A 21,791-nucleotide genomic window follows, 5' to 3' on the forward strand; every position below is an offset into this window, starting at 1 on the left:
AGGAGCAGGTGGCGCTTTCTCCACAATGGCTGGATGAACTCCGCGCCCGGATCACGCTTTCCAGCGTCATCGGGCGGACGACCAAACTTCTGCGCGCCGGGCGGGAATGGAAAGCTTGTTGTCCATTCCATAATGAGAAGACACCCAGTTTCACGGTCAACGACGAAAAGGGCTTTTATCACTGCTTTGGCTGTGGCGCCCATGGCGACGTCATCCGCTGGATGACCGACCAGCGCGGACTGTCTTTCATGGATGCAGTGAAGGAACTAGCGTCGGAAGCAGGGCTGGAAGTTCCTCAGCCGGACCCACGTGAGGCGAAACGTGCCGAGCAGCGTGCGGGCCTGCATGATGTCATGCAGGCCGCTCAGGACTGGTTTGTAAACAATCTTGCCGAACCACGGGGGGCTGCGGCCCGAAAATACCTCATGGAGCGTGGTTTTGACGCCCGCACTATTCAACGCTTCGGCTTTGGGTATGCCCCAGGGAGTCGAATCGCACTTTTGGATGCTCTCGGCCGGTTTGACGAAGCGATGCTCTTGGAAGGAGGGCTTCGAATCGCTGTCGAAGGCAAAGAACCTTATGACCGATTCCGCGATCGCCTGATGCTTCCCATTCAGGATGCGCGTGGACGTGTGATCGCGTTTGGGGGACGCATCCTTCCTTCCCAACAGCCATCGGGAAACGACAGCGCACCCAAGTATCTTAATTCCCCGGATACTCCGCTGTTTGACAAGGGACGCACGCTTTACAATCTTCACCGAGCCGGCCCAGCCTCCCGCCACAGTCACCGTATCGTGGTCGTCGAAGGCTATATGGACGTTATCGCACTGGCAGCCGCCGGTATTGAAGATGCAGTGGCACCTCTCGGTACTGCTCTGACCGAACGGCAGATAGAGATGTTGTGGCGGCTGGTGGAAGTCCCGCTTCTCTGCTTTGACGGCGACACGGCAGGCCAACGCGCTGCAATGCGAGCCGTTACACGCGCCCTTCCCCTGCTCCGGCCTGGATATTCGCTTGCCATTGTGCGCTTGCCTGCCGGGCAGGACCCGGACGATCTGATCAAGGCGAAGGGCAGCACGGCGATGGAGGGCTTGTTGGCAAACCCCTCCAGTCTCCTCGACACGCTGTGGGAACATGAGCGTGAAGCGAAGCCGCTCAACACGCCAGAAGACAAGGCTGGCCTGAAAGCGCGTTTGCTCGAACATGTGGAAGTGATCGAACATCCGGACATAAAGGCATTATACCGGCGCGAATTGCTCGATCGCTTTTCTGCTTTCGCATATCCGCCACGTGCTCCTTTTACCCCTCACAGAAAATTCGCCCGTCCCACTCCTGAGAGACTCTCGGGACATTCGGCAAAACTGCTCCGGGGGCTTGTGCAAGGTGGTGGCCGAGACAATCTCGCCAGTGCAGTAATCGCAGGGCTTGCGCGCTTTCCTGACCAGATCCACCGTCACGCCGAAGCCCTGGCGGCATTTGAGACAACCGATGCTGAAACGACGCAGGCGATCAACATCTTGCTTGATCATGCCGAAACGCTTGAAAATCGAGCAGCTGTTCCCATAAAGAGTTTGGAAAGCCTTGCCACGCCGCCGGATCAAGCTCGACGCTATTCCTTCCTGATGGAAGATCAGAATCCGCAGTCTGCCCGCGAGGACTTAGCCGAAGCCGTCGCCATGCTGGTCGAACGGCCCGCTATCGAAGCCGCATTGGCGGCTGCGACGGCGCGGTTCGAGATCGATCCGGAAGGCGCCATTGCCGAGCAGCAGCGCTTGCGCCAAAGAAAGCTGGCATTGGAAGAGCGGTTGAGGCAATTGGCCCGGCAACGCGTCGCCGGGTCGACACAGGAAGATTCATCGCCTGCTGCTGTCCACCCAGCGCAGGGCGAACAGGGAATGGACTGAAATAGCTTATGGCGTCCGAAGCAAACACCGAAAGCAACGATGCACCTCTGATCGATCTCAACGAGGCGTCGATCAAGAAACTGATTGCTCGCGCAAAACGGCGTGGTTTTGTCACGGTTGACGAACTTAACGAAGCTCTGCCTCAAGATCAGATGTCTTCCGAACAGATCGAAGACATCATGTCGGCCATCTCCGAAATGGGCGTGAATATCGTCGAAAGCGACGAAGATGCCGAAGGTCAGGACGATGATTCGGGCGTCGACGAAATCGATGCCAACGATGACGCACCAAAGCTCGTCACCGAAACGCCGAAGAAAAAGGAAACGATTGAGCGCACTGACGACCCCGTACGCATGTATCTGCGTGAAATGGGGGCAGTGGAACTTCTCAGCCGGGAAGGCGAAATTGCCATCGCCAAGCGGATCGAGGCCGGTCGTGACACGATGATCATGGGCCTGTGCGAAAGCCCGATTACGTTTCACGCCATCATCCATTGGTCCGAAGCCCTCAACAACGAGGAAATGCAGCTGCGCGAGATTCTCGATCTCGACGCCATGCTTTCCAAGGAACCTCCCGTCGAGAAGATGGAAGAGGAAGAAGACGGCAACGGCGAGATCAGCGAAGAGACCGCGGGTCCGTCGTACAAGGACGATGACGACCTGGAAGAAGAGGAAGACGATTCCGAAGACGAGAACGGCGAAGGCAGTTCACGTCGTCGCGAGGAAGAGGATGAGGACGACAACACTCTCTCCCTCGCTCAAATGGAAGCCGCGCTTAAACCCGAAGCGCTCGAAAAATTTGACCGGATTACCAAGCTCTTCAAGAAATTCGAAAAAATACAGGCCGAGCGGGTCGATGCATTGGGTCGCGGGGATGATTTTCCTGCTGCAAAAGAGAAACTTTACGAGCAACTGCGCGAAGATCTCACCGCCGAGGTCGAAAGCGTCCAGTTCCACGCGACCAAGATCGAATTCCTGGTAGACAATCTCTACGCGTTCAATCGTCGGCTGACCGCCTTGGGCGGCCAGATGCTTCGCCTGGCCGAGCGGCATAAAGTCCCTCGCAAGGACTTTCTTGAATGTTACATCGGCCACGAGCTGGATGATGGCTGGCTGCAAAGCCACGCGAAAAGGGACAAGAAGTGGGCCGCATTCGTCGAAAACGAAGCGGAACCGGTTGAGCGCATTCGTGCGGAAATCGCCGATATTGCTGCCAACACAGGCATGAGCCTGAGCGAATTTCGCCGAATCGTGAATATGGTTCAGAAGGGTGAGCGCGAAGCCCGCATTGCAAAGAAGGAAATGGTCGAGGCGAACCTCCGTCTCGTTATTTCAATCGCCAAAAAATACACCAACCGCGGCTTGCAGTTTCTCGACCTTATCCAGGAAGGGAACATCGGCTTGATGAAGGCCGTTGATAAATTCGAGTATCGGCGCGGCTACAAGTTCAGCACTTATGCGACATGGTGGATTCGCCAAGCTATCACGCGCTCAATCGCCGATCAGGCGCGCACCATTCGTATTCCTGTTCACATGATCGAAACGATCAACAAACTCGTCAGAACGAGCCGTCAGTTCCTTCATGAACAGGGCCGTGAACCTACTCCCGAAGAGATGGCCGAACGGCTTTCAATGCCGCTTGAGAAGGTTCGCAAGGTGATGAAGATCGCCAAGGAACCGATCTCGCTCGAAACGCCTATCGGTGATGAGGAAGATTCACATCTCGGCGACTTCATCGAGGACAAGAACGCGATCATTCCGGTCGATGCGGCAATCCAGGCTAATCTCAAGGAAACGGTAACCCGCGTGCTGGCGTCTCTCACGCCACGTGAGGAACGTGTCCTGCGTATGCGCTTCGGTATCGGCATGAATACCGATCATACGCTTGAGGAAGTGGGGCAGCAGTTCTCCGTTACTCGCGAACGTATCCGTCAGATTGAGGCGAAGGCTCTGCGCAAGCTCAAGCATCCAAGCCGAAGCCGCAAGATGCGCTCTTTCCTCGATCAATAGTTCACGCAAACCCAATGCACGAACGGTAAGCCCAGAGTTCCGGGAACCATCCTGATTGCAGGGTGGCATCCTGGGACGACTGGGCCTAAGGGGACATCCACATCGAATCCCCAGAGCAGTTGACGACACACTATGCGCATCGCCATCGCTTCCGACCACGCCGCCGTCGACCTCAAGGCCGAACTGCGCGAATACCTGATCCAGCAGGGTCACGAAGTAGCCGATCTCGGCCCGGAAACGGCTGATCGGGTCGATTATCCTGATTACGGCTATAAACTTGCGTCTGTCGTAGCCGACGGCACAGCAGAATTCGGCGTCGCCCTATGCGGTTCGGGCATAGGGATTTCGATTGCAGTCAACCGTAATCCCAAACTCCGCTGCGCACTGGTTTCAGAACCTTTGTCGGCTTCGCTGGCGCGCGAGCACAACAACGCCAACGCAATTGCGTTGGGCGCACGTTTGACGGGTGTCGATATGGCGAAAGCATGCCTCGATGCCTTTCTTTCCACGGAATTCGGCGGCGGCCGACATGCTGGCCGCGTCGACAAACTGTCCAACCCCGCGATCGGGAATTGAACCATGAGCACTGCCCCTATTCAGACTGCCGACCCAATGAACCGCTTCTGGAACGATACGCTTGCACAGGCTGATCCCGAAATCGCCGAAGCGGTGGCAAACGAATTGAAGCGGCAGCGCAACAAAATCGAACTGATTGCTTCTGAAAATATCGCGAGCCGTGCGGTGCTCGAAGCGACAGGCTCCGTTTTCACCAACAAATACGCCGAAGGCTATCCCGGCAAGCGCTATTATGGCGGATGCGATTACGCCGATGTGGTCGAAACATTGGCAATCGAACGGGCCAAGAAGCTGTTCGGTTGTGAATTCGCCAACGTGCAGCCCAATTCAGGCAGCCAGATGAATCAGGCCGTGTTTCTCGCCCTGCTTCAGCCGGGCGACACTTTCATGGGGCTCAACCTGAATGCCGGGGGACATTTAACCCACGGCTCCCCCGTCAACATGTCAGGCAAGTGGTTCAATCCGGTTCCTTACGGGGTACGTGAGGACAATGAACTGATCGACATGGACGAAGTCGCGAGCATTGCACGGCAAAACAAGCCCAAGCTGATCATCGCTGGGGGGACAGCTTATTCACGCATTTGGGATTTCAAGCGTTTCCGCGAAATTGCGGATGAAGTAGGTGCCTATCTGCTCGTTGATATGTCCCACTTCTCCGGCCTGGTTGCCGGGGGCGCTCACCCCTCGCCGGTGCCGCACGCCCATATAGTAACCAGCACCACTCACAAGAGTTTGCGAGGGCCGCGTTCAGGGATCATCCTGACCAATGATGAGGCGATCGCCAAGAAGATCAATTCGGCAGTCTTTCCCGGCATGCAAGGCGGCCCCCTGATGCATGTCGTTGCGGCGAAGGCTGTGGCGTTCGGGGAAGCTCTGCGGCCCGATTTCAAAGTCTATGCCAATCGTGTGGTCGAAAACGCCCGTGCGCTCGCGAGCAGCCTGGAAGAACAAGGGTTACGCATTGTCTCCGGCGGGACTGACAATCATCTCATGCTCGTCGATCTCACAGCCAAGGACGTGACTGGTAAGGCCGCAGAAAAGGGCCTCGATCGCGCATGGCTGACGTGCAACAAGAATGGCATTCCATTCGACACCCGTAGCCCCTTCGTCACTTCGGGTGTGCGCCTTGGGACGCCGGCAGGCACCACCCGTGGCTTCGGCACGGATGAATTCCGCAAAATCGGTGCACTGATCGCCGAAGTGGTAGAAGGTCTTGCTCGGAATGGTGAGGAAGGTGATGGCCAGGTGGAAGAACGTGTCCGTTCTCAGGTCGAGGCCCTTTGCGAATCCTTTCCCGTTTATCCGGGCATATAAGCGGTAGCCGAGCCGATCCATGCGCTGCCCCTTTTGTGCCCATGACGACAGCCAGGTGAAGGATTCACGGCCGACAGAGGACAACACTGCAATTCGTCGTCGGCGGCAATGCGAACGCTGTGGCGCACGTTTTACGACATTTGAACGCGTCCAATTGCGTGATGTCATGGTCCTCAAGAGCGGTGCGAGTGGCGACGTCAGCCGCAGGGAGCCCTTTAACCGATCGAAGATTGAGCAATCGGTTGCTCTCGCCTGCCGAAAGCGTGGCATCGCACAGGAAAGATTGGATCAACTGGTTTCCGGCATTCAGCGCCAGATTGAAACCCTGGGTGAAAGTGAAATAGAGTCTGCCCGGATTGGCGAGATGGTCATGGAGGGGCTCCAGCAACTCGACAGCGTGGCCTATATCCGCTTTGCCAGCGTCTATCGGGATTTCAGCGAAGCCAGGGATTTTGAGGAATTCGCAAGCTCCCTTCAGGAAATGAGTGGGCGGGATGCCTCAAAAGGCTAAAGCCAGCACGAACCGGCCCATAATCGTTCTTGTCCGACCCCAACTTGGTGAGAATATCGGCAAGGCAGCCCGGGCAATGCTCAATTTCGGTCTATCCGAACTGCGGCTTGTCAGTCCCCGCGATGGCTGGCCCAACCCTTCTGCCGGACCAGCGGCTTCAGGTGCGGATATCGTGCTGGAACAAGCGCAGGTCTTCGACAGTGTTGGCCAGGCAGTTTCCGATTGTGAGCATGTCTATGCCACGACAGTTCGCAAACGAGGCGTAACCAAGCCGGTACTCACACCGGAAAAGGCGGCACAAGACATCACAACACTTTCCGGTCGGCACGCAATCCTGTTCGGGCCGGAACGCTCCGGGCTGGAAACAGATGATGTGGCTGTTGCCCGCGCGATCATTACTGTACCGATCAATCCGGAATTTGCATCGCTCAACCTCGCACAGGCCGTCATTCTCTGTGCTTACGAATGGTCAAAGCACCAGACACTTGTGCAGCCCACGATTGATGAGGAATTACCCCCTGCCCCGCAGGAGGAATTGGATGGGCTGATCGATCATTTTACCAGCTTGCTTGAGCCCAGAGGTTATTTCCTGCCCGAAGCCCGAGCCGCGACGACGGCTCGCACGCTGCGGAACATGTTGACCAAGCCCCGCTGGAATCATCTCGAAGTACGAACCATGCGCGGAGTGCTCAGCGCGTTGGGTCGCGAACCACGCAACGATGCTCCCGAGTCTTGACCTGACGCCCATTCCTGCTAGGGGCGCGCCTTCACTTCGGATCCGGCACTTGCTGGCACACCCGATTGGCCCCGCACCTCGGTGAAGCGGTGGCCGCGTCCGGCAACAGGCCGGACGGTGCGATACCGGGTTAAAACGTTGCCACAGGGGCAGCGGACGCAAATTGGAGAAGCACCATGTCGAAGCGTAAGGCATCGAAGTATAAAATTGACCGCCGTCTGGGTGAAAACATCTGGGGTCGTCCCAAAAGCTCGGTCAATCGCCGCAGCTACGGCCCTGGCCAGCACGGGCAGCGTCGCAAGGGCAAACTGTCCGACTACGGCATCCAGCTCCGCGCCAAGCAGAAGCTGAAGGGCTACTATGGCGATGTTACGGAAAAGCAGTTCAAGCGTACCTACCAGCAGGCCGCGAGCATGAAGGGCGATACGGGTCAGAACCTTATCGGTCTGCTTGAGCAGCGTCTTGATATGGTGGTCTATCGTGCGAAGTTCGCTCCGACCATCTTCTCCGCCCGTCAGATCGTTTCCCACGGCCACATCCGCGTCAACGGCGTGAAGTGCAACATTGCAAGCCGCAAGATCCTTCCTGGCGACGTCGTCAGCCTGGGTGACAAGGCCAAGGATATGGCATTGATCATCGAAGCACAGAGTCTGCCGGAACGTGATATTCCTGAATATGTCGCTCCCGATGGCAACGACAAAGTCACCTTCGTACGCGTTCCTTCGTTGGATGAAGTTCCTTACCCGGTGAAGATGGAACCGAACCTGGTTGTCGAATTCTATTCGCGCTAATTTGTACGGCAACTTGCCGATCACAAAAAAGGCGGTCCCTCGGGCCGCCTTTTTTGTTTGGGTATGTCTGAAACAAAACTATCCGATATGCTACTCGCCCAGATAACCCCGGCGAAAAGCAGCTGCGAAGGCACCAAAGCTCTGCCCCTCTATCGCGTCGCGCATGGCCTGCATTAGCTGCTGATAAAATGACAAATTGTGCTCCGTCATTAGCATCGCACCAAGAATCTCCTTCGATTTCACCAAGTGATGGAGATAGGCACGGCTGTAGTGTCGGCATGTCGAGCAGGTACATCGCGAATCCAAAGGCTCCATATCCTCAGCATGTTTTGCATTGCGGATATTCACCGGCCCGTTCCAGGTGAAAGCCTGCCCGTTGCGGCCTGAACGACTTGGCAAGACGCAGTCGAACATGTCGACCCCACGCTCGACTGCACCAACTAGATCATCAGGCTTCCCGACCCCCATCAAATAGCGCGGCTTGCCATCAGGTAGCTGCCCAGGCGCAAAATCCAGCGTCCTGAACATTGCTTCCTGGCCCTCCCCAACGGCCAGTCCTCCAATAGCATAACCGTCGAATCCAATATCTTGTAACGCTTGCGCGCTCTGCAGACGCAGATCTTCGTCCAACGCCCCCTGCTGGATGCCGAACAACGCCGATCTTGCGGCGTGTGCTTCGCCAGAATTAAATCCATCCCTGCTGCGTTTGGCCCAGCGCATGGACATTTCCATCGAACGCGCAATTACCTCGCGCGGTTCATCGGCACGCGGACATTCGTCGAAGGCCATCACAATATCAGAGCCCAACAGACGCTGAATTTCCATGGACCGTTCCGGTGTCAAAACATGCTTCGATCCATCCAGATGGCTCGAGAACCGAACCCCCTCTTCCGTAATCTTGCGCAGCGCGGAAAGGCTCATCACCTGATAGCCGCCGCTGTCGGTCAAAATGGGGCGGTCCCAATTCATGAACTTGTGCAGCCCGCCCAAACGCGCCACCCGCTCCGCACTTGGGCGCAGCATCAGGTGATATGTATTGCCCAGGATGATATCGGCACCAGTACGTCGCACATCCTCGGGCTTCATTGCCTTGACAGTTGCCGCCGTTCCAACCGGCATGAACGCAGGAGTGCGAATTTCGCCCCGTTCCATGGTGATCCGCCCTTTTCGGGCCTTGCCATCGCGAGCTTCTATGGTGAAAGCAAATCTGGTCATTGGGCTGGCGCATAGGGGCTCTCTCTCGCCTCGGCAATCGGAAGCGAAATTCAGGAACTGTCTTGGAACTAGAACTGTGGGTCTATGTCGCGCTAACCGCGACTTGCGTTGTGTCAGGCTTTATCGATGCGGTGGCCGGGGGTGGCGGATTGCTTACCATGCCTGCCTTACTGTCTGCCGGGCTGCCACCTCATCTGGCACTCGGCACTAACAAGCTGCAATCTGTATTCGGCGTGTCCATGGCGGCGCGAACATACCATGGAAAGGGCTTGCTGGAGATACGCCCCAATCTCGGCACGGCGATATGTGTCGTCGCTGCCGCCGCCATCGGTTCCCTTACTGTGCAAGCGCTCGATAGCAGCGTGCTGCAACTGGTCGTGCCAATCCTGCTTGTCCTGTGCGCAGGCTATGTCCTCCTCTCCCCTCGCATGGACGATTCGGACAGGCATCATGTATTGTCCCGAAAGGGTTATATGCCTGTGGCTGGCGGAATCGGCTTTTACGATGGCTTCTTCGGGCCAGGTACAGGCAGTTTTTTGACGACGTCGCTGGTGGCATTGCGCGGCATGGGGCTGACACGAGCAACCGCGTTATCGAAACTGTTCAACATCAGCAGCAATATCGGCAGCCTTGCGATGTTCGCCCTGGGTGGCAAAGTCATCTGGACACTCGGGCTCTGTATGGCATTGGGCACCATGGCAGGAAGCTGGCTCGGCTCACACAGCGCGATCCGCTATGGCGCACAGCTAATACGTCCCCTGCTGGTGGTGATTTCCCTCGCGCTCACCGCACGCCTTATCTGGGGCTATTTTGCAGGTTGATCAGCTGCGCAGACGCCAACCTGTTTTGAAAATCACCGCAATTACCCCAATGCAAATCACAAGAAATGCGACGGTCGATCCTGCCGAAACAAGAATGTTCACATCGGAAGAGCCATAGAACGTCCAGCGCAAGCCATTCACCAAATAGACTATGGGGTTAAACAGCGCGACCGACCGCCATGGTTCATCAAGCATATCTATGGAATAGAAGGTACCACCCAGAAATGTGAGCGGCATCAACACCAGCATCGGGATCATCTGCAGCTTCTCGAAGCCTTCCGCCCATATGCCGAGAATAAACCCCAGCAACGAGAAAGATGCTGCCACCAACATGATGTAGCAAACCGCCAAGATCGGGTGAGCTATGGAATAATCGACAAATATCGTTGCCGTCGCAAGAATGATTGCGGCCAGGATCAGGCTCTTCGTCGCCGCTGCCCCGACGAAACCGATCAAGGTCTCTGCCACACCGACAGGAGCTGATAACAGCTCATATATCGAGCCAGTGAAGCGCGGCATATAGATGCCGAAACTGGCGTTGGACGTGCTTTCGCTAAGCAAGGTCAACATGAGCAGACCAGGAACGATGAAAGCACCATAGTTGACCCCGCCAACGGCCTGCATCTGGCCACCGATGGCAGAACCAAAGACGACAAAATAAAGGCTCGTCGTCAGAACTGGTGACACGATCGTGCCAAAGATCGCACGCCAGGCACGCGAAACTTCTTGTTTGTAAATGGCCCAGGTGCCGCGCAAATTGATCATCCTGCAGCCTGCTCTTCCATCAATTCAACAAAGATATCTTCCAGGCTCGATTCCTTTTGGTCCAGCGCGCTAAAGATAATTCCGTGCTCTATCAGAATGCGAGCAATCGCAGCGATTTCCGCCTTGCCCTTGCCCATCCCGTCGCCACCGCGATAAACTAGAACTTTGCCCTCATCGTGCAAAGAAACATGATAAGATTGCAGTGCTTCCGGAATGGATTGCTGCGGTCGTTCCAGTACGAAACGTGCTTCGGTGCGCCCCAAGCGGGCCATGATCGCATCCTTATCGTCGACAAGCAGAATCCTCCCCTTGTCGATTATGCCCACGCGGTCGGCCATTTCCTCCGCTTCTTCGATGTAGTGCGTGGTCAGAATGATAGTGACACCCTGGTCGCGTAGCTGATCAATCAGCCGCCACATATCCCGGCGCAATTCAACATCGACACCAGCTGTCGGCTCATCGAGAAACAGCAGGTCCGGATCGTGGCTCAGCGCTTTGGCGATCAGCACACGCCGCTTCATTCCGCCGGAAAGCTTGCGGATCTGATCATGCCGTTTGTCCAGCAACTGAAGGGAGCGCAGAATTTCCGTAATTCGCCCGTCATCAGATGCACGACCGAACAACCCGCGGGAATAACGGATCTGCCGATCAACGGTATCGAATATATCGAAGCCCAGTTCTTGCGGCACCAGCCCGATACGCTGGCGGATCTCCCGCCAATCGCTTTTCAAATCGAGGCCAAACGCGCGGATCGAACCGGATGTGGGGCGAACCATGCCACAGACAGCCCCAATCAGCGTTGTTTTGCCGGCCCCATTCGGCCCCAGCAGTGCGAAGATTTCACCTCTGCGGACTTCCAGATCCACTGCGTCGAGAGCCTTCAGCCCCCCACTGTAGGTCTTGGTCAGCCCTCTGATGTCGAGAATAGGCTCCATACCCGGCTCATTGGCGATTCTTGCCAGTATTGCAACTGCCTAGGGGATCAGCAAACTTGCATCGCCATAACTGTAGAAACGGTAGGCATCACGAACTGCGTGGGCATAGGCTGCGTGCATCCGTTCCAGCCCCATCAGCGCGCTGACCAGCATGAAGAGGGTCGATTTCGGCAAATGGAAATTGGTCATCAATCCATCGATCGCGCGAAAGTGATAGCCCGGCGTTATGAAGATATCGGTATCGCCGACAAAGGGAGCGATCACCCCGTTCTCATCAGCCGCGCTTTCGAGAAGACGCAACGAAGTCGTGCCAACAGCAATCAACCGCCCTCCACTCTGGCGCACACTATTGAGACGATTGGCGGTATCCTGATCGATACGCCCCCATTCCGAATGCATCCGATGTTCTGTGGTATCGTCCGCCTTGACCGGAAGAAAGGTGCCTGCTCCGACATGCAAGGTAAGGGTTTCCGTTCCAACGCCTGCCTGATTTAGCGCAGCCAGCAATTCAGGCGTAAAGTGGAGCGCGGCCGTAGGTGCCGCGACAGCTCCTTCCTCACGCGCGAAAATCGTTTGATAATCTTCCCGGTCGGACGCATCGGTTGGGCGCTTGCCTGCAATGTAAGGCGGTAATGGCATGGTACCCGCCCTTTCGAGCAGCACCTCGACTGGCTCGTTTCCCTGGAACGCCAATGTCCAACTGCCATCTCCATGGCGTTCTTCTGCAATGGCAGAGACATCCCGTGGAAACATAATGACATCGCCCATGCGAAGCCGCTTGGCGTTGCGGATAAAAGCCTGCCAGCGCCTGAGATCGACTCTTTTATGCAAGGTCGCGCCGATCCGCGCCTCACCACGTCGCCCTTCGAGTTGCCCGGGTATTACCTTGGTATCGTTGAAGACCAGAACATCGCCCGCACGAAGAAGCTCCGGCAGTTCATTCACGACCCGATCCGCCAGCGGACTTTCCCGTCCTTCGACCACCAGCATTCGCGCCGAATCCCGCGGCCGGACAGGCCGCAGAGCAATCCGTTCGGGTGGAAGGACGAAATCAAACAGATCAACGCGCATGGAGCGCGCCTAGGCAAATGCAGAGCACTTGGGAAGCTTGCTTACTGCGCTTTCGACTTGTTCAGCATCTCGGCGGTAATCTGTTCCCCGGCAGGAGCAGGAGGAGCGATCACAGGTGGGGCCTTGTGATCTGCCGCGATGGATGCCTGCAGTATCTTGGTTGGGTTCTGAGGTGGCTCGCCACGTTGAACTTGGTCAACCGCCTGCATGTTGGCAATTACACGCCCGAAATTCGTGTAGCGGTGATCAAGCGCAAAACGCGGATAGAAAACGATGAAGAACTGGCTGTTGGCGCTGTCATCAGACGACGCACGCGCCATGGAAACCGTGCCACGTACATGCGGCATATCATTGAATTCCTGCGCAATGTCAGGATATTCCGAACCACCGCGACCTGTCCCCGTCGGGTCTCCGGTCTGGGCCATGAATCCGTCGATTACACGGTGGAAAATCACGCCATCATAAAAACCATCACGGGTCAGTTGCTTGATCCGCTCGACATGGTGAGGGGCCCAATCCGGCATCAGGCGGATCGCCACACGCTGTCCCGTCGACAAGTCGAGCAAAAGAATATTCTCGAGATCGTCATTCAGGTTGTAGTCGACCGGCGCATAGACACGTGCCGGTGCCGCTTCTTCATCCTTCTTGTCCTTGGCACTTGCCAATCCCGGAGCAAGGCTGAGGGAAAGGGCCAGTATGGTAGAAATAAGGGCTTTCGACATTTTTTTCTCGAACAATCTTGGGGGCTCACGAACAACCCGGTGGATGGACCGCCGCCGCGCCGTTTAGCCAGCAGCGACTGTCGGTGCAATGAACGATAACGAGCTCAGTACTCGCCAAGCTGGCCGCGCTCTGCCACACGGGCGACCACTTCGTCCCGAACTGGTTGACTGACGAAGGGTGAAATATCTCCGCCGAACAATGCAATTTCCTTGACCAGTTTGGAGGCAATCGGCTGCAAACTGACATCAGCCATGAGGAAAACCGTTTCAATTCCAGAGTTGAGTTGCTGGTTCATACCCGCCATCTGGTATTCATATTCGAAATCAGCAACCGCTCTCAGCCCCCTGACAATGACGCTGGCGCCCTGCTTTTCTGCGAATTTCATCAGCAGCGCATTAAACCCGATCACATCCACATTATCGATTCCGAGCGCCGCCACTTCCCGCTCGACCATCGACATGCGCTCACGCGGCGTAAACATCGGATTTTTAGATGGATTGGTCGTTACGCCGATAATCAGACGATCAACGAGCTTGGCGCCGCGCCTGATGATGTCTGCATGACCCAGCGTAATGGGATCGAACGTCCCCGGATAAACCCCCACCCGTTCGCTCATTAATATTCCCTCTCGACGATATAACGTGCCAGCACCCGAAGCAGTTCTCCCTCTTCGCCGTGGCTGACCAGATGTTCGACTGCCTGCTTCACCAGGATTTTCGCCTGCTCTCGCGCACGATCTGCCCCAAGCAGCGAAACGAAAGTCTGCTTGCCCTGCGCATTATCCTTACGCAACGCCTTTCCAGCCTTCTCCTCATCACCTTCGTGATCGAGCAAATCGTCCGCAATCTGGAAAGCCAGCCCCAAGTCTCGCGCGTAGGCACGCAAATGCACGCGCCCATCCGGCGGGACATGCCCCAGAATAGCCCCCATTTCCACTGCCGCCCCCAGCAAAGCCCCGGTCTTCAGCTGCTGCAGACGAGTAATTGTATGCAGATCGAAGTTTTCGACCCCGGCCAGCATGTCGATCATCTGCCCCCCAGCCATCCCATTTGATCCGCTTGCCATTGCCAGGGTCTGAACCAGTTCGGAACGAACAAAGGGATCCCCGCTCGTCTTTGAATCGGACAGGATCGAAAAAGCCAGTGCATGGAGCGAATCGCCTGCAAGCACAGCTGTCGCCTCGTCGAACGCCTTGTGCACGGTCGGTTTGCCATGCCGTACGTCGTCGTCGTCCATGCAAGGCAGATCGTCATGGATCAACGAGTAGACGTGAATCGCCTCTGCCGCGCACGCCGCACGCAAGGCTGAGTCTCTATGCACGCCATACATTTCCGCAGTTGCGACAAGCAGTAGCGGGCGGACACGCTTGCCACCGCCAATGGCGGCATAACGCATGGCATCAACCAGACGCGCATGCTTGTCATCCGGAACGGGCATGAGCGAATCGAACAATGTGTCGATCTCGCTGGCAATCCGTTCGAGGTTTTCCGTCAAAAGGTCGAGACCAACCGAGGTCGTGTCAGTCATCAGACACCTGTCCGGCCATCGGGATCGAAAGGTTCAGTCCCTTTCGCCTTTCCATCAGGCCCCGCCACGATCTTCTCGATTCTTGCCTGAGCTGCATCGAGGCGCTTCTGGCAATGCATGCGCAAGGCTTCTCCTCGCTCATAAAGATCTATCGATTCGTCGAGCGGCACTTCACCGCTTTCGAGCTTGCGAACCACGTCTTCGAGCGCGCGGAGCGCGTCCTCGAAGCTCAATTGCGAAATATCGGGGGCTTGCTGCGCCATGCTTTGAAGCTTTGACGAGCATATGCGAGCCGGTCAAGCGTGTGAGGGCTAGCAGGATTCATGCGACGCGGCTAAGGGCCCGCCCATGTCCGAAATTACGCCCGATGTCGTCGAGGCCCACGGCCTCTCCCCCGAGGAATACGAACGCGTCCTGCGCGCGCTCGGTCGCGAGCCCAACCTTGTTGAACTGGGTATTTTCTCAGTCATGTGGTCAGAGCACTGCTCCTACAAGTCTTCGCGACTGCATCTCAAGAAGCTGCCGACCGAAGCCCCATGGGTAATCCAGGGGCCCGGCGAGAATGCCGGAGTGATCGACATTGGGGATGGACAGGCAGCGATCTTCAAGATGGAGAGCCACAACCACCCATCTTACATCGAACCCTATCAGGGTGCCGCGACGGGAGTCGGCGGCATTCTGCGCGATGTATTCACCATGGGCGCTCGTCCCGTGGCGAATCTGAACGCGCTGCGTTTCGGGAGACCCGACCATCCCAAGATGAAGCACCTCGTGAAAGGGGTGGTCGCGGGAATTGGCGGTTATGGCAACTGCGTCGGCGTGCCGACAGTCGGTGGCGAGACCAACTTCCACAAGGCTTACGACGGAAACATCCTGGTCAACGCGATGACTGTGGGCGTCGCAGATACGGACAAGATCTTCTATTGCGCGGCAACCGGCATCGGCAATCCGATCGTCTATGTCGGGTCAAAGACGGGCCGCGACGGTATTCATGGTGCGACCATGGCCAGTGCCGACTTTGGCGAGGATTCGGAAGAGAAGCGTCCAACTGTACAAGTAGGAGATCCCTTCACTGAGAAGCTCCTGATCGAGGCGTGTCTGGAACTCATGTCGACCGATGCCATTGTCGCAATTCAGGACATGGGCGCAGCTGGCCTGACCTCGTCCAGTGTCGAAATGGCGAGCAAAGGCGGTGCCGGCATCCGACTGGACATGAATCAGGTGCCTTGCCGCGAAGAGGGAATGACTCCCTATGAAATGATGCTGAGCGAAAGCCAGGAGCGTATGCTGATGGTGCTCAAGCCAGGCAAGGAGCCCATGGCGGAGGCGATTTTCCGCAAATGGGAACTGGATTTCGCGGTTATCGGCGAAGTGACCGACACTGGGCACATGGTGCTCGAATTCGACGGTAAAGTGGTGTGCGACATTCCGCTCGCCCCGCTGGCAGACGATGCTCCGGAATACGACCGTCCCTACGTCTCCAAAGAAGAATATCGGAATTGGGCGGGAGTCGAAGAACTTAAAACCTTGCCCGAGAGCGGAGATATCGCCGCGGACCTCCTGAAATTGGTAGGCGGTACCGATCTTGCCTCGCGAAGGTGGATTTGGGAGCAATACGACAGCCAGGTCGGTGGTGACACGTTGCAGCTCTCTGGCGGCGATGCCGCAGTTGTGCGCGTACACGGCACGAAAAAGGCGCTCGCCATGAGCACCGATTGCACACCGCGTTATTGTTACGCAGATCCTTATGAAGGCGGCAAACAGGCGATTGCGGAAGCCTATCGTAATATCTCAGCCGTTGGGGGGCGGCCACTTGCCGTCACGAACTGCCTCAACTTCGCCAATCCGCAACGGCCTGAAATCATGGCTCAGTTCGTTGGCTGCCTCGAAGGGATGGGCGACGCCTGCCGGGCTCTCGATTTCCCAATCGTGAGCGGGAACGTATCCCTCTACAACGAATCCAAGGCTACCGGGGGCGGTAGCGCGATCCTCCCCACACCTGCAATCGGCGGCGTAGGGCTACTCGATGATTCTTCCGCAATGGCTACTATCGCTTTCAAGGGCGAAGGCGATACGGTGATCCTGATCGGCGATACAGCGGGCCATTTGGGGCAGAGCCTGTGGCTGCGCGAATGCCACGGCAGGGAAGAAGGCCTCGCTCCACCTGTCGATCTGACACTGGAGCGCAAGCACGGCGAGTTCGTCCGCAAACTGGTGACGGACGGCAGAGTATCTGCAGTCCACGACGTATCGGATGGCGGTATACTGGTAGCGATAACGGAAATGGCCATGGCAAATGGAATCGGAGCCAGGCTCACGCCGTCTGCGCAGTCGTCCAATCTCGCTGCCATGCTCTTTGGCGAAGATCAGGGACGCTACATCGTAACGACTTCCGAACCAGAGGCAGTGCTGGAAGCAGCGCGTTCAATCGGAATCGTTGCGGCTTCCATCGGCACCACTGGCGGTTCGACTGTATCCGGCCCTGGTTTCAGCGTGCCCCTGTCCGATCTGCGTGAGGCAAGCGACGCCTTCTTCCGCAATTGGATGGGAAACTAGAGGCGATCCACGAAAGCAGCACCTCGGTTTATCGTGGGGCTAATGGGGAAGTTACGCCTTAGCCCATTCTTTCTCCGGAATGCCAAGCAGGTGGAGAATGGCCGTCAAGTCACCACGGTCAATCCACCCGTTGGCGGCCGCACGAGCCTTTGGTTTGGCGCGATAGGCAATGCCGTAAGTCGCCACTTCCAGCATGGGAATGTCATTGGCGCCGTCGCCAGTGGCAAGGCTCACGGCCCCTTCACCAAGTTGCGAAACCTCCTCAAGCAAAACCGACTTCTTGACACTGCTATCGGTTATTGGCCCCGCCAACTCACCCGTTAGCGCACCATCGGAAATGGCCAGCCTGTTGCCAACCACGCGATCGAAGCCAAGTTCTTTTGCCACCGGATCGGCAAACTGGTGAAAACCGCCAGTTACTAGCACTGTCCTGCATCCCTTTGCCTTCAGAGTGGCGACCAGGGTCTTTGCGCCCGGCATCGGTGCAATGCGCGTATCGAGGCATTCGAGAATCGCCCCTTCCGAAAGGTCCCGCAGAAGCATAACCCGTTCGCGCAAGGCACTTTCGAAATCGAGTTCACCCTGCATGGCACGTTCAGTGATTGCAGCAATCTGATGTTTAATGCCGGCGAAATCGGCAAGTTCATCGATACATTCCTGCCCGATCATGGTCGAATCCATGTCGGAAACAAAGACGCGCGGCAATTCAAGCTCAGCATTCAGAATAAGCAGATCGGATGGCTGAAATTTCTCATCCAGCACGCGCCGAAATGCCGTTGCATCGCCTTCGGGCAGGGAAATCTGTAGAACCGGACTATTCGCATCATCCAGACGAGCAAGCGCCACGCGCATCCCTTCTCGCTCCAACGCAACTGTCGCATCATCGAGGCTTGCGGAATAATTGTCTGGGTCTGCTATCAGGCGGGCGATGAGCAAGGGAATCTCCGTAATATGACAGTTGGTCTGCCACCGTTGGCGCTCATTGCAGGGCCAACCGCGAGCGGCAAGAGCGATTGTGCCGTCCGCCTTGCGCTTGGCCTGAAAGAGCGTGGAACCCGCGCGGTAGTGGTCAATGCCGACAGTGCGCAAGTCTATGCCGATCTCGCCGTGCTCAGCGCACGCCCGAATGAGGCAGAGATGGTGGGGATAGAGCATCGCCTGTTCGGCGTCTGGGACGGAGCCACCCCCTGCTCCGCAGCCGATTGGGCCCAGGCGGCAAAGGCGGAAATCGCAGAACTGCATAGCCAAGGCGCTGTACCAATCCTTGCAGGGGGCACTGGCCTGTATCTCCGTACTCTGCTGGACGGCATTGCCCCCATCCCCCCCATAGATCCGGCCATCCGAGAGGACGTCCGCAGCCTGACTGTGTCAGAGGCGTATGCAGCCCTCCAGACCGAAGATCCGGCACGCGCCACAGCACTTCATCCGGGTGATACCACTCGCGTCGCCCGCGCCCTGGAAGTGATCCGGTCCACAGGCCAGACATTATCGTTCTGGCAAGAAGCGCGAACGGGCGGGATCGGTGCGAAGGTCTCGTTACACCCCCTCATTCTCCTGCCTCCACGCGAGGAACTCTACAGTCGTTGCGACGTGCGTTTCAGCAAAATGGTCGAGAGTGGTGCGGCTGAGGAAGTGCAAGCACTACTCGCCCGACAACTTGCGCCAGATCTGCCCGTCATGCGGGCAATTGGCGTACGCGAAATCGCAGGGTGGCTCCAAGGCGAATGGAGTCGAGAGGAGGCGATAGAGCGCGGCACACAGGCGACACGAAATTACGCGAAGCGGCAATATACATGGTTTCGCAGGCAACCTCCTGTCGACTGGCCCTGCAATGAACAGATAGATTTCGACAATCTAGGGTATTTTGAAATTTTATTGCGTATGTAGAGGTTGACAGGTCATTTCATGTCTCCTAACCGCCCTCTCATTCCTGAGAGGAGGATCAGACCCGACGCATCAATGCGCCGGGTCATCTTTTTCCAATGGAACTGACGACAGGTGGCGCAGCCACCGCAAACGAGGAAATGACGGTGACTCAAGAGCGCAGCGGCGCACAAATCCTGGTCGAAAGCCTGGTCCGGCAGGGTGTCGAATTTGTATTCGGCTACCCCGGCGGTGCAGTTCTTCCGATCTATGATGAATTGTTCAGCGACACACGCATCCGCCACATTCTCGTCCGGCATGAGGCCGGTGCGGCTCACGCGGCGGAAGGCTATGCCCGTTCGACAGGCAAACCTGGTGTTGTTCTGGTTACCTCAGGGCCGGGCGCGACGAATGCCGTCACCGGCATCGCCGATGCATTTCTGGATTCCATTCCGATGGTCGTCATTACTGGTCAGGTTGCAACGAACCTGATCGGCTCAGACGCATTCCAGGAAGCTGACACAATCGGGATCACCCGCCACTGCACGAAGCACAATTATCTCGTCCGTGACCCATCCGAACTGGCGGCGACCATTGACGAAGCGTTCGAAATCGCAACCACGGGCCGCCCTGGCCCGGTTCTGATCGATATTCCGAAAAACGTTCAGGTCGCGTCCGCAAGCCATGCCGACGGCAAACCACAGCGTCCCCAGCGATATAACCCCCGCATCATGGCCGATGCCGACGAAATCGAGCGTGCGGTCGATATGATTGCCAATGCCCGGGCACCGATTTTTTACACCGGTGGCGGAGTCATCAATTCGGGGCCTCGCGCCACCGAACTGCTCCGGCAATTCCAGGCGCTGACGGGCGCACCGGTTACTTCGACACTGATGGGGCTCGGCGCCTTCCCGCATGACCATGCGGATTGGCTCGGCATGCTCGGCATGCATGGCACCTTCGAGGCAAACATGGCCATGAATCGGTGCGATGTAATGGTGAACATCGGCGCTCGCTTCGATGATCGCGTGACGGGTCGGCTTGACGCATTCTCACCGGATTCGAAGAAGATTCACATCGATATCGACCGCAGTTCCATCAACAAGACCGTTCAGGTCGACCTGCCTGTTATCGGTGATTGCGCTGCTGTTCTCGAGCAGTTGATTGATGCCTGGGGCAAGCGCAAGGGTGCCGATCTGACCGAGTGGAAAGCCCGGATCGACGGCTGGCGCGCACGTGACAGTCTCGCTTATCCGCATCAGACAAGCGGTACGATCATGCCGCAATATGCGGTTGAGCGCCTGTTTGAAATGACCCGCGCGCAGGACCCGATAATCACCACCGAAGTCGGTCAGCACCAGATGTGGGCGGCTCAATACTTCGGTTTCGACAAGCCGAATAAATGGCTGACGTCCGGCGGTCTCGGCACGATGGGCTACGGTCTGCCCGCCGCCATTGGCGCGCAGCTTGGCAATCCGGACAGTCTGGTGATCGACATCGCCGGTGAAGCCTCGATCCAGATGAATATTCAGGAAATGGGAACGGCCAGCCAGTTCCGCCTGCCGGTCAAGGTCTTCATCCTGAACAACGAATACATGGGCATGGTCCGCCAGTGGCAGGAATTGACCTATGAGAGCCGTTATTCGAATTCCTATTCGGATAGCCTGCCGGATTTCGTGAAGATAGCCGAAGCCTATGGCTGGAAGGGCATCCGCATTCATGACCAGAGTGAACTGGAAGCGGGAATCAAGGCCATGATGGAACATGACGGGCCAGTGATGGTCGACTGCCTCGTTTCCAAGGAGGCCAATTGCTTCCCGATGATCCCGAGCGGAGCCGCGCATACCGAAATGATCCTCTACGGGGATACGGTCGCAGGAACTATGGAAGATGAAGCCAAGGCGCTGGTGTAAGAAGGATGGAAATGATGAAAATCCAGCATCGCGAGATTGAGCGCCACGTTCTGACCATCACGGTCGACAACGAAGCCGGCATTCTGGCGAAGATCGCCGGGCTGTTCACCGCGCGCGGCTACAATATCGACAGCCTGACTGTTGCCGATATCAGCGAAAACCATTCTGTCAGCCGGATCACTATCGTTACGCACGGCCCGCCTGCCGTGATCGACCAGATCCATGCACAACTTGAACGTCTGGTGCCGGTCCATCGTGTCACCGATCTGACCGAGGCCGGGCCTCACGTCGAACGTGAACTGGCCCTTATCAAGGTTTCCGGCACGGGTGAAAAACGGGTCGAGGCACTGCGTGTAGCCGATGTGTTCCGGGCAAAGGTGATCGACACGACTACGTCCAGCTTCATTTTCGAGCTGACCGGCGCCCCCGACAAGATCGACAGTTTCGTTGCAATCATGCGCGAACTCGGGCTGGTCGAAGTCGGACGGACTGGAATTGTCGGCATGATGCGCGGCGGCGAGGCCGCTTGATGCAAATTGCCATCCGATAGGCCTGAAAAGC

General features: G+C 57.0%; 21 protein-coding genes. 12 read left to right on the forward strand and 9 right to left on the reverse strand.

Annotated features, from left to right (window positions below):
* Positions 1 to 8: 8 nt before the first annotated feature.
* The 7 genes from dnaG to rpsD all read left to right on the forward strand — a co-directional run bounded on the left by dnaG (position 9) and on the right by rpsD (position 7,841).
* Positions 9 to 1,904: a DNA primase gene (gene dnaG, locus MB02_RS04470; RefSeq protein WP_067533133.1), complete on the forward strand. Its 1,896-nt coding sequence runs from the start codon at positions 9 to 11 to the stop codon at positions 1,902 to 1,904.
* A gap of 8 nt (positions 1,905 to 1,912) precedes the next feature.
* Entirely contained in the window at positions 1,913 to 3,913 is a 2,001-nt protein-coding gene (gene rpoD / locus MB02_RS04475) for an RNA polymerase sigma factor RpoD (RefSeq protein WP_067533137.1), read from the forward strand.
* A gap of 132 nt (positions 3,914 to 4,045) precedes the next feature.
* The gene (gene rpiB, locus MB02_RS04480; protein ID WP_067533140.1) at positions 4,046 to 4,489 is read left to right on the forward strand and encodes a ribose 5-phosphate isomerase B; all 444 of its coding nucleotides are present in this window, start codon (positions 4,046 to 4,048) and stop codon (positions 4,487 to 4,489) included.
* A gap of 3 nt (positions 4,490 to 4,492) precedes the next feature.
* Positions 4,493 to 5,803 (forward strand): serine hydroxymethyltransferase, encoded by a 1,311-nt coding sequence (glyA, locus tag MB02_RS04485; RefSeq protein ID WP_067533143.1) that lies wholly within the window; start codon positions 4,493 to 4,495, stop codon positions 5,801 to 5,803.
* Between the two features lie 19 nt (positions 5,804 to 5,822).
* Complete coding sequence (gene nrdR, locus MB02_RS04490) at positions 5,823 to 6,314, forward strand: transcriptional regulator NrdR (protein ID WP_067533146.1); 492 nt, start codon at positions 5,823 to 5,825, stop codon at positions 6,312 to 6,314.
* Positions 6,298 to 7,050, forward strand: coding sequence for an RNA methyltransferase (locus MB02_RS04495; protein WP_170304628.1), 753 nt, complete (start codon positions 6,298 to 6,300; stop codon positions 7,048 to 7,050). Before nrdR ends, MB02_RS04495 begins: the two co-directional genes overlap by 17 nt.
* A 176-nt stretch (positions 7,051 to 7,226) precedes the next feature.
* The gene (rpsD, locus tag MB02_RS04500) at positions 7,227 to 7,841 is read left to right on the forward strand and encodes a 30S ribosomal protein S4 (RefSeq protein WP_067533149.1); all 615 of its coding nucleotides are present in this window, start codon (positions 7,227 to 7,229) and stop codon (positions 7,839 to 7,841) included.
* Between the two features lie 90 nt (positions 7,842 to 7,931).
* Here rpsD and tgt read toward each other — a convergent pair whose 3' ends face one another.
* Positions 7,932 to 9,056, reverse strand: a complete 1,125-nt coding sequence (gene tgt, locus MB02_RS04505) for a tRNA guanosine(34) transglycosylase Tgt (RefSeq protein ID WP_067533152.1) — start codon at positions 9,054 to 9,056, stop codon at positions 7,932 to 7,934.
* Between the two features lie 62 nt (positions 9,057 to 9,118).
* On the opposite strand from tgt, the gene MB02_RS04510 reads away from it, so the two are divergent.
* Positions 9,119 to 9,877, forward strand: a complete 759-nt coding sequence (locus MB02_RS04510; RefSeq protein WP_067533155.1) for a TSUP family transporter — start codon at positions 9,119 to 9,121, stop codon at positions 9,875 to 9,877.
* Here MB02_RS04510 and MB02_RS04515 read toward each other — a convergent pair whose 3' ends face one another.
* From MB02_RS04515 to MB02_RS04545, 7 genes are all read right to left on the reverse strand, one after another.
* Positions 9,878 to 10,642 carry an ABC transporter permease gene (locus tag MB02_RS04515; protein WP_067533158.1) on the reverse strand — a complete coding sequence of 255 codons (765 nt, stop codon included), beginning with the start codon at positions 10,640 to 10,642 and terminating at the stop codon, positions 9,878 to 9,880.
* A complete protein-coding gene (locus tag MB02_RS04520) occupies positions 10,639 to 11,577 on the reverse strand; it encodes an ABC transporter ATP-binding protein (RefSeq protein WP_067533161.1) in 939 nt (312 codons plus the stop codon). Before MB02_RS04520 ends, MB02_RS04515 begins: the two co-directional genes overlap by 4 nt.
* 39 nt (positions 11,578 to 11,616) lie before the next feature.
* Entirely contained in the window at positions 11,617 to 12,648 is a 1,032-nt protein-coding gene (gene queA, locus MB02_RS04525; protein WP_067533163.1) for a tRNA preQ1(34) S-adenosylmethionine ribosyltransferase-isomerase QueA, read from the reverse strand.
* Between the two features lie 41 nt (positions 12,649 to 12,689).
* Entirely contained in the window at positions 12,690 to 13,370 is a 681-nt protein-coding gene (locus tag MB02_RS04530) for a peptidylprolyl isomerase (protein WP_067534108.1), read from the reverse strand.
* A gap of 104 nt (positions 13,371 to 13,474) precedes the next feature.
* Positions 13,475 to 13,987 (reverse strand): pantetheine-phosphate adenylyltransferase, encoded by a 513-nt coding sequence (gene coaD, locus MB02_RS04535; RefSeq protein WP_067533167.1) that lies wholly within the window; start codon positions 13,985 to 13,987, stop codon positions 13,475 to 13,477.
* Entirely contained in the window at positions 13,987 to 14,898 is a 912-nt protein-coding gene (locus MB02_RS04540; protein ID WP_067533171.1) for a polyprenyl synthetase family protein, read from the reverse strand. The genes coaD and MB02_RS04540 overlap by 1 nt, the downstream gene beginning before the upstream one ends.
* Entirely contained in the window at positions 14,898 to 15,161 is a 264-nt protein-coding gene (locus tag MB02_RS04545; RefSeq protein ID WP_067533175.1) for an exodeoxyribonuclease VII small subunit, read from the reverse strand. Before MB02_RS04545 ends, MB02_RS04540 begins: the two co-directional genes overlap by 1 nt.
* Before the next feature lie 85 nt (positions 15,162 to 15,246).
* Between MB02_RS04545 and purL the strand changes: the two genes are divergently transcribed.
* The gene (gene purL / locus MB02_RS04550) at positions 15,247 to 17,454 is read left to right on the forward strand and encodes a phosphoribosylformylglycinamidine synthase subunit PurL (RefSeq protein ID WP_067533178.1); all 2,208 of its coding nucleotides are present in this window, start codon (positions 15,247 to 15,249) and stop codon (positions 17,452 to 17,454) included.
* Positions 17,455 to 17,505: 51 nt separating this feature from the next.
* Here the strand turns inward: purL and serB are convergent, their stop codons facing one another.
* A complete protein-coding gene (serB, locus tag MB02_RS04555; protein WP_067533181.1) occupies positions 17,506 to 18,390 on the reverse strand; it encodes a phosphoserine phosphatase SerB in 885 nt (294 codons plus the stop codon).
* A 15-nt stretch (positions 18,391 to 18,405) separates the two neighbouring features.
* On the opposite strand from serB, the gene miaA reads away from it, so the two are divergent.
* The 3 genes from miaA (at position 18,406) to ilvN (ending at position 21,760) form a co-directional block, all read left to right on the forward strand.
* Positions 18,406 to 19,341, forward strand: coding sequence for a tRNA (adenosine(37)-N6)-dimethylallyltransferase MiaA (gene miaA, locus MB02_RS04560; protein ID WP_067533184.1), 936 nt, complete (start codon positions 18,406 to 18,408; stop codon positions 19,339 to 19,341).
* Positions 19,342 to 19,478: 137 nt separating this feature from the next.
* Positions 19,479 to 21,230 (forward strand): biosynthetic-type acetolactate synthase large subunit, encoded by a 1,752-nt coding sequence (ilvB, locus tag MB02_RS04565; RefSeq protein ID WP_170304643.1) that lies wholly within the window; start codon positions 19,479 to 19,481, stop codon positions 21,228 to 21,230.
* A 14-nt stretch (positions 21,231 to 21,244) separates the two neighbouring features.
* The gene (gene ilvN / locus MB02_RS04570; RefSeq protein ID WP_067534114.1) at positions 21,245 to 21,760 is read left to right on the forward strand and encodes an acetolactate synthase small subunit; all 516 of its coding nucleotides are present in this window, start codon (positions 21,245 to 21,247) and stop codon (positions 21,758 to 21,760) included.
* Positions 21,761 to 21,791 lie beyond the last annotated feature (31 nt).

The organism is Croceicoccus estronivorus (genome assembly GCF_001625325.1).
GTDB lineage: Bacteria > Pseudomonadota > Alphaproteobacteria > Sphingomonadales > Sphingomonadaceae > Caenibius > Caenibius estronivorus.

What these genes read in the sequence shown, in the direction of transcription:
- rpoD (WP_067533137.1), top strand. Translation starts at nt 1,913, where the DNA reads ATGGCGTCCGAAGCAAACACCGAAAGCAACGATGCACCTCTGATCGAT.
- rpiB (WP_067533140.1), top strand. Translation starts at nt 4,046, where the DNA reads ATGCGCATCGCCATCGCTTCCGACCACGCCGCCGTCGACCTCAAGGCC.
- glyA (WP_067533143.1), top strand. Translation starts at nt 4,493, where the DNA reads ATGAGCACTGCCCCTATTCAGACTGCCGACCCAATGAACCGCTTCTGG.
- nrdR (WP_067533146.1), top strand. Translation starts at nt 5,823, where the DNA reads ATGCGCTGCCCCTTTTGTGCCCATGACGACAGCCAGGTGAAGGATTCA.
- MB02_RS04495 (WP_170304628.1), top strand. Translation starts at nt 6,298, where the DNA reads ATGCCTCAAAAGGCTAAAGCCAGCACGAACCGGCCCATAATCGTTCTT.
- rpsD (WP_067533149.1), top strand. Translation starts at nt 7,227, where the DNA reads ATGTCGAAGCGTAAGGCATCGAAGTATAAAATTGACCGCCGTCTGGGT.
- tgt (WP_067533152.1), bottom strand. Translation starts at nt 9,056, where the DNA reads ATGACCAGATTTGCTTTCACCATAGAAGCTCGCGATGGCAAGGCCCGA.
- MB02_RS04515 (WP_067533158.1), bottom strand. Translation starts at nt 10,642, where the DNA reads ATGATCAATTTGCGCGGCACCTGGGCCATTTACAAACAAGAAGTTTCG.
- MB02_RS04520 (WP_067533161.1), bottom strand. Translation starts at nt 11,577, where the DNA reads ATGGAGCCTATTCTCGACATCAGAGGGCTGACCAAGACCTACAGTGGG.
- queA (WP_067533163.1), bottom strand. Translation starts at nt 12,648, where the DNA reads ATGCGCGTTGATCTGTTTGATTTCGTCCTTCCACCCGAACGGATTGCT.
- MB02_RS04530 (WP_067534108.1), bottom strand. Translation starts at nt 13,370, where the DNA reads ATGTCGAAAGCCCTTATTTCTACCATACTGGCCCTTTCCCTCAGCCTT.
- coaD (WP_067533167.1), bottom strand. Translation starts at nt 13,987, where the DNA reads ATGAGCGAACGGGTGGGGGTTTATCCGGGGACGTTCGATCCCATTACG.
- MB02_RS04540 (WP_067533171.1), bottom strand. Translation starts at nt 14,898, where the DNA reads ATGACTGACACGACCTCGGTTGGTCTCGACCTTTTGACGGAAAACCTC.
- MB02_RS04545 (WP_067533175.1), bottom strand. Translation starts at nt 15,161, where the DNA reads ATGGCGCAGCAAGCCCCCGATATTTCGCAATTGAGCTTCGAGGACGCG.
- purL (WP_067533178.1), top strand. Translation starts at nt 15,247, where the DNA reads ATGTCCGAAATTACGCCCGATGTCGTCGAGGCCCACGGCCTCTCCCCC.
- miaA (WP_067533184.1), top strand. Translation starts at nt 18,406, where the DNA reads ATGACAGTTGGTCTGCCACCGTTGGCGCTCATTGCAGGGCCAACCGCG.
- ilvB (WP_170304643.1), top strand. Translation starts at nt 19,479, where the DNA reads ATGACGGTGACTCAAGAGCGCAGCGGCGCACAAATCCTGGTCGAAAGC.
- ilvN (WP_067534114.1), top strand. Translation starts at nt 21,245, where the DNA reads ATGAAAATCCAGCATCGCGAGATTGAGCGCCACGTTCTGACCATCACG.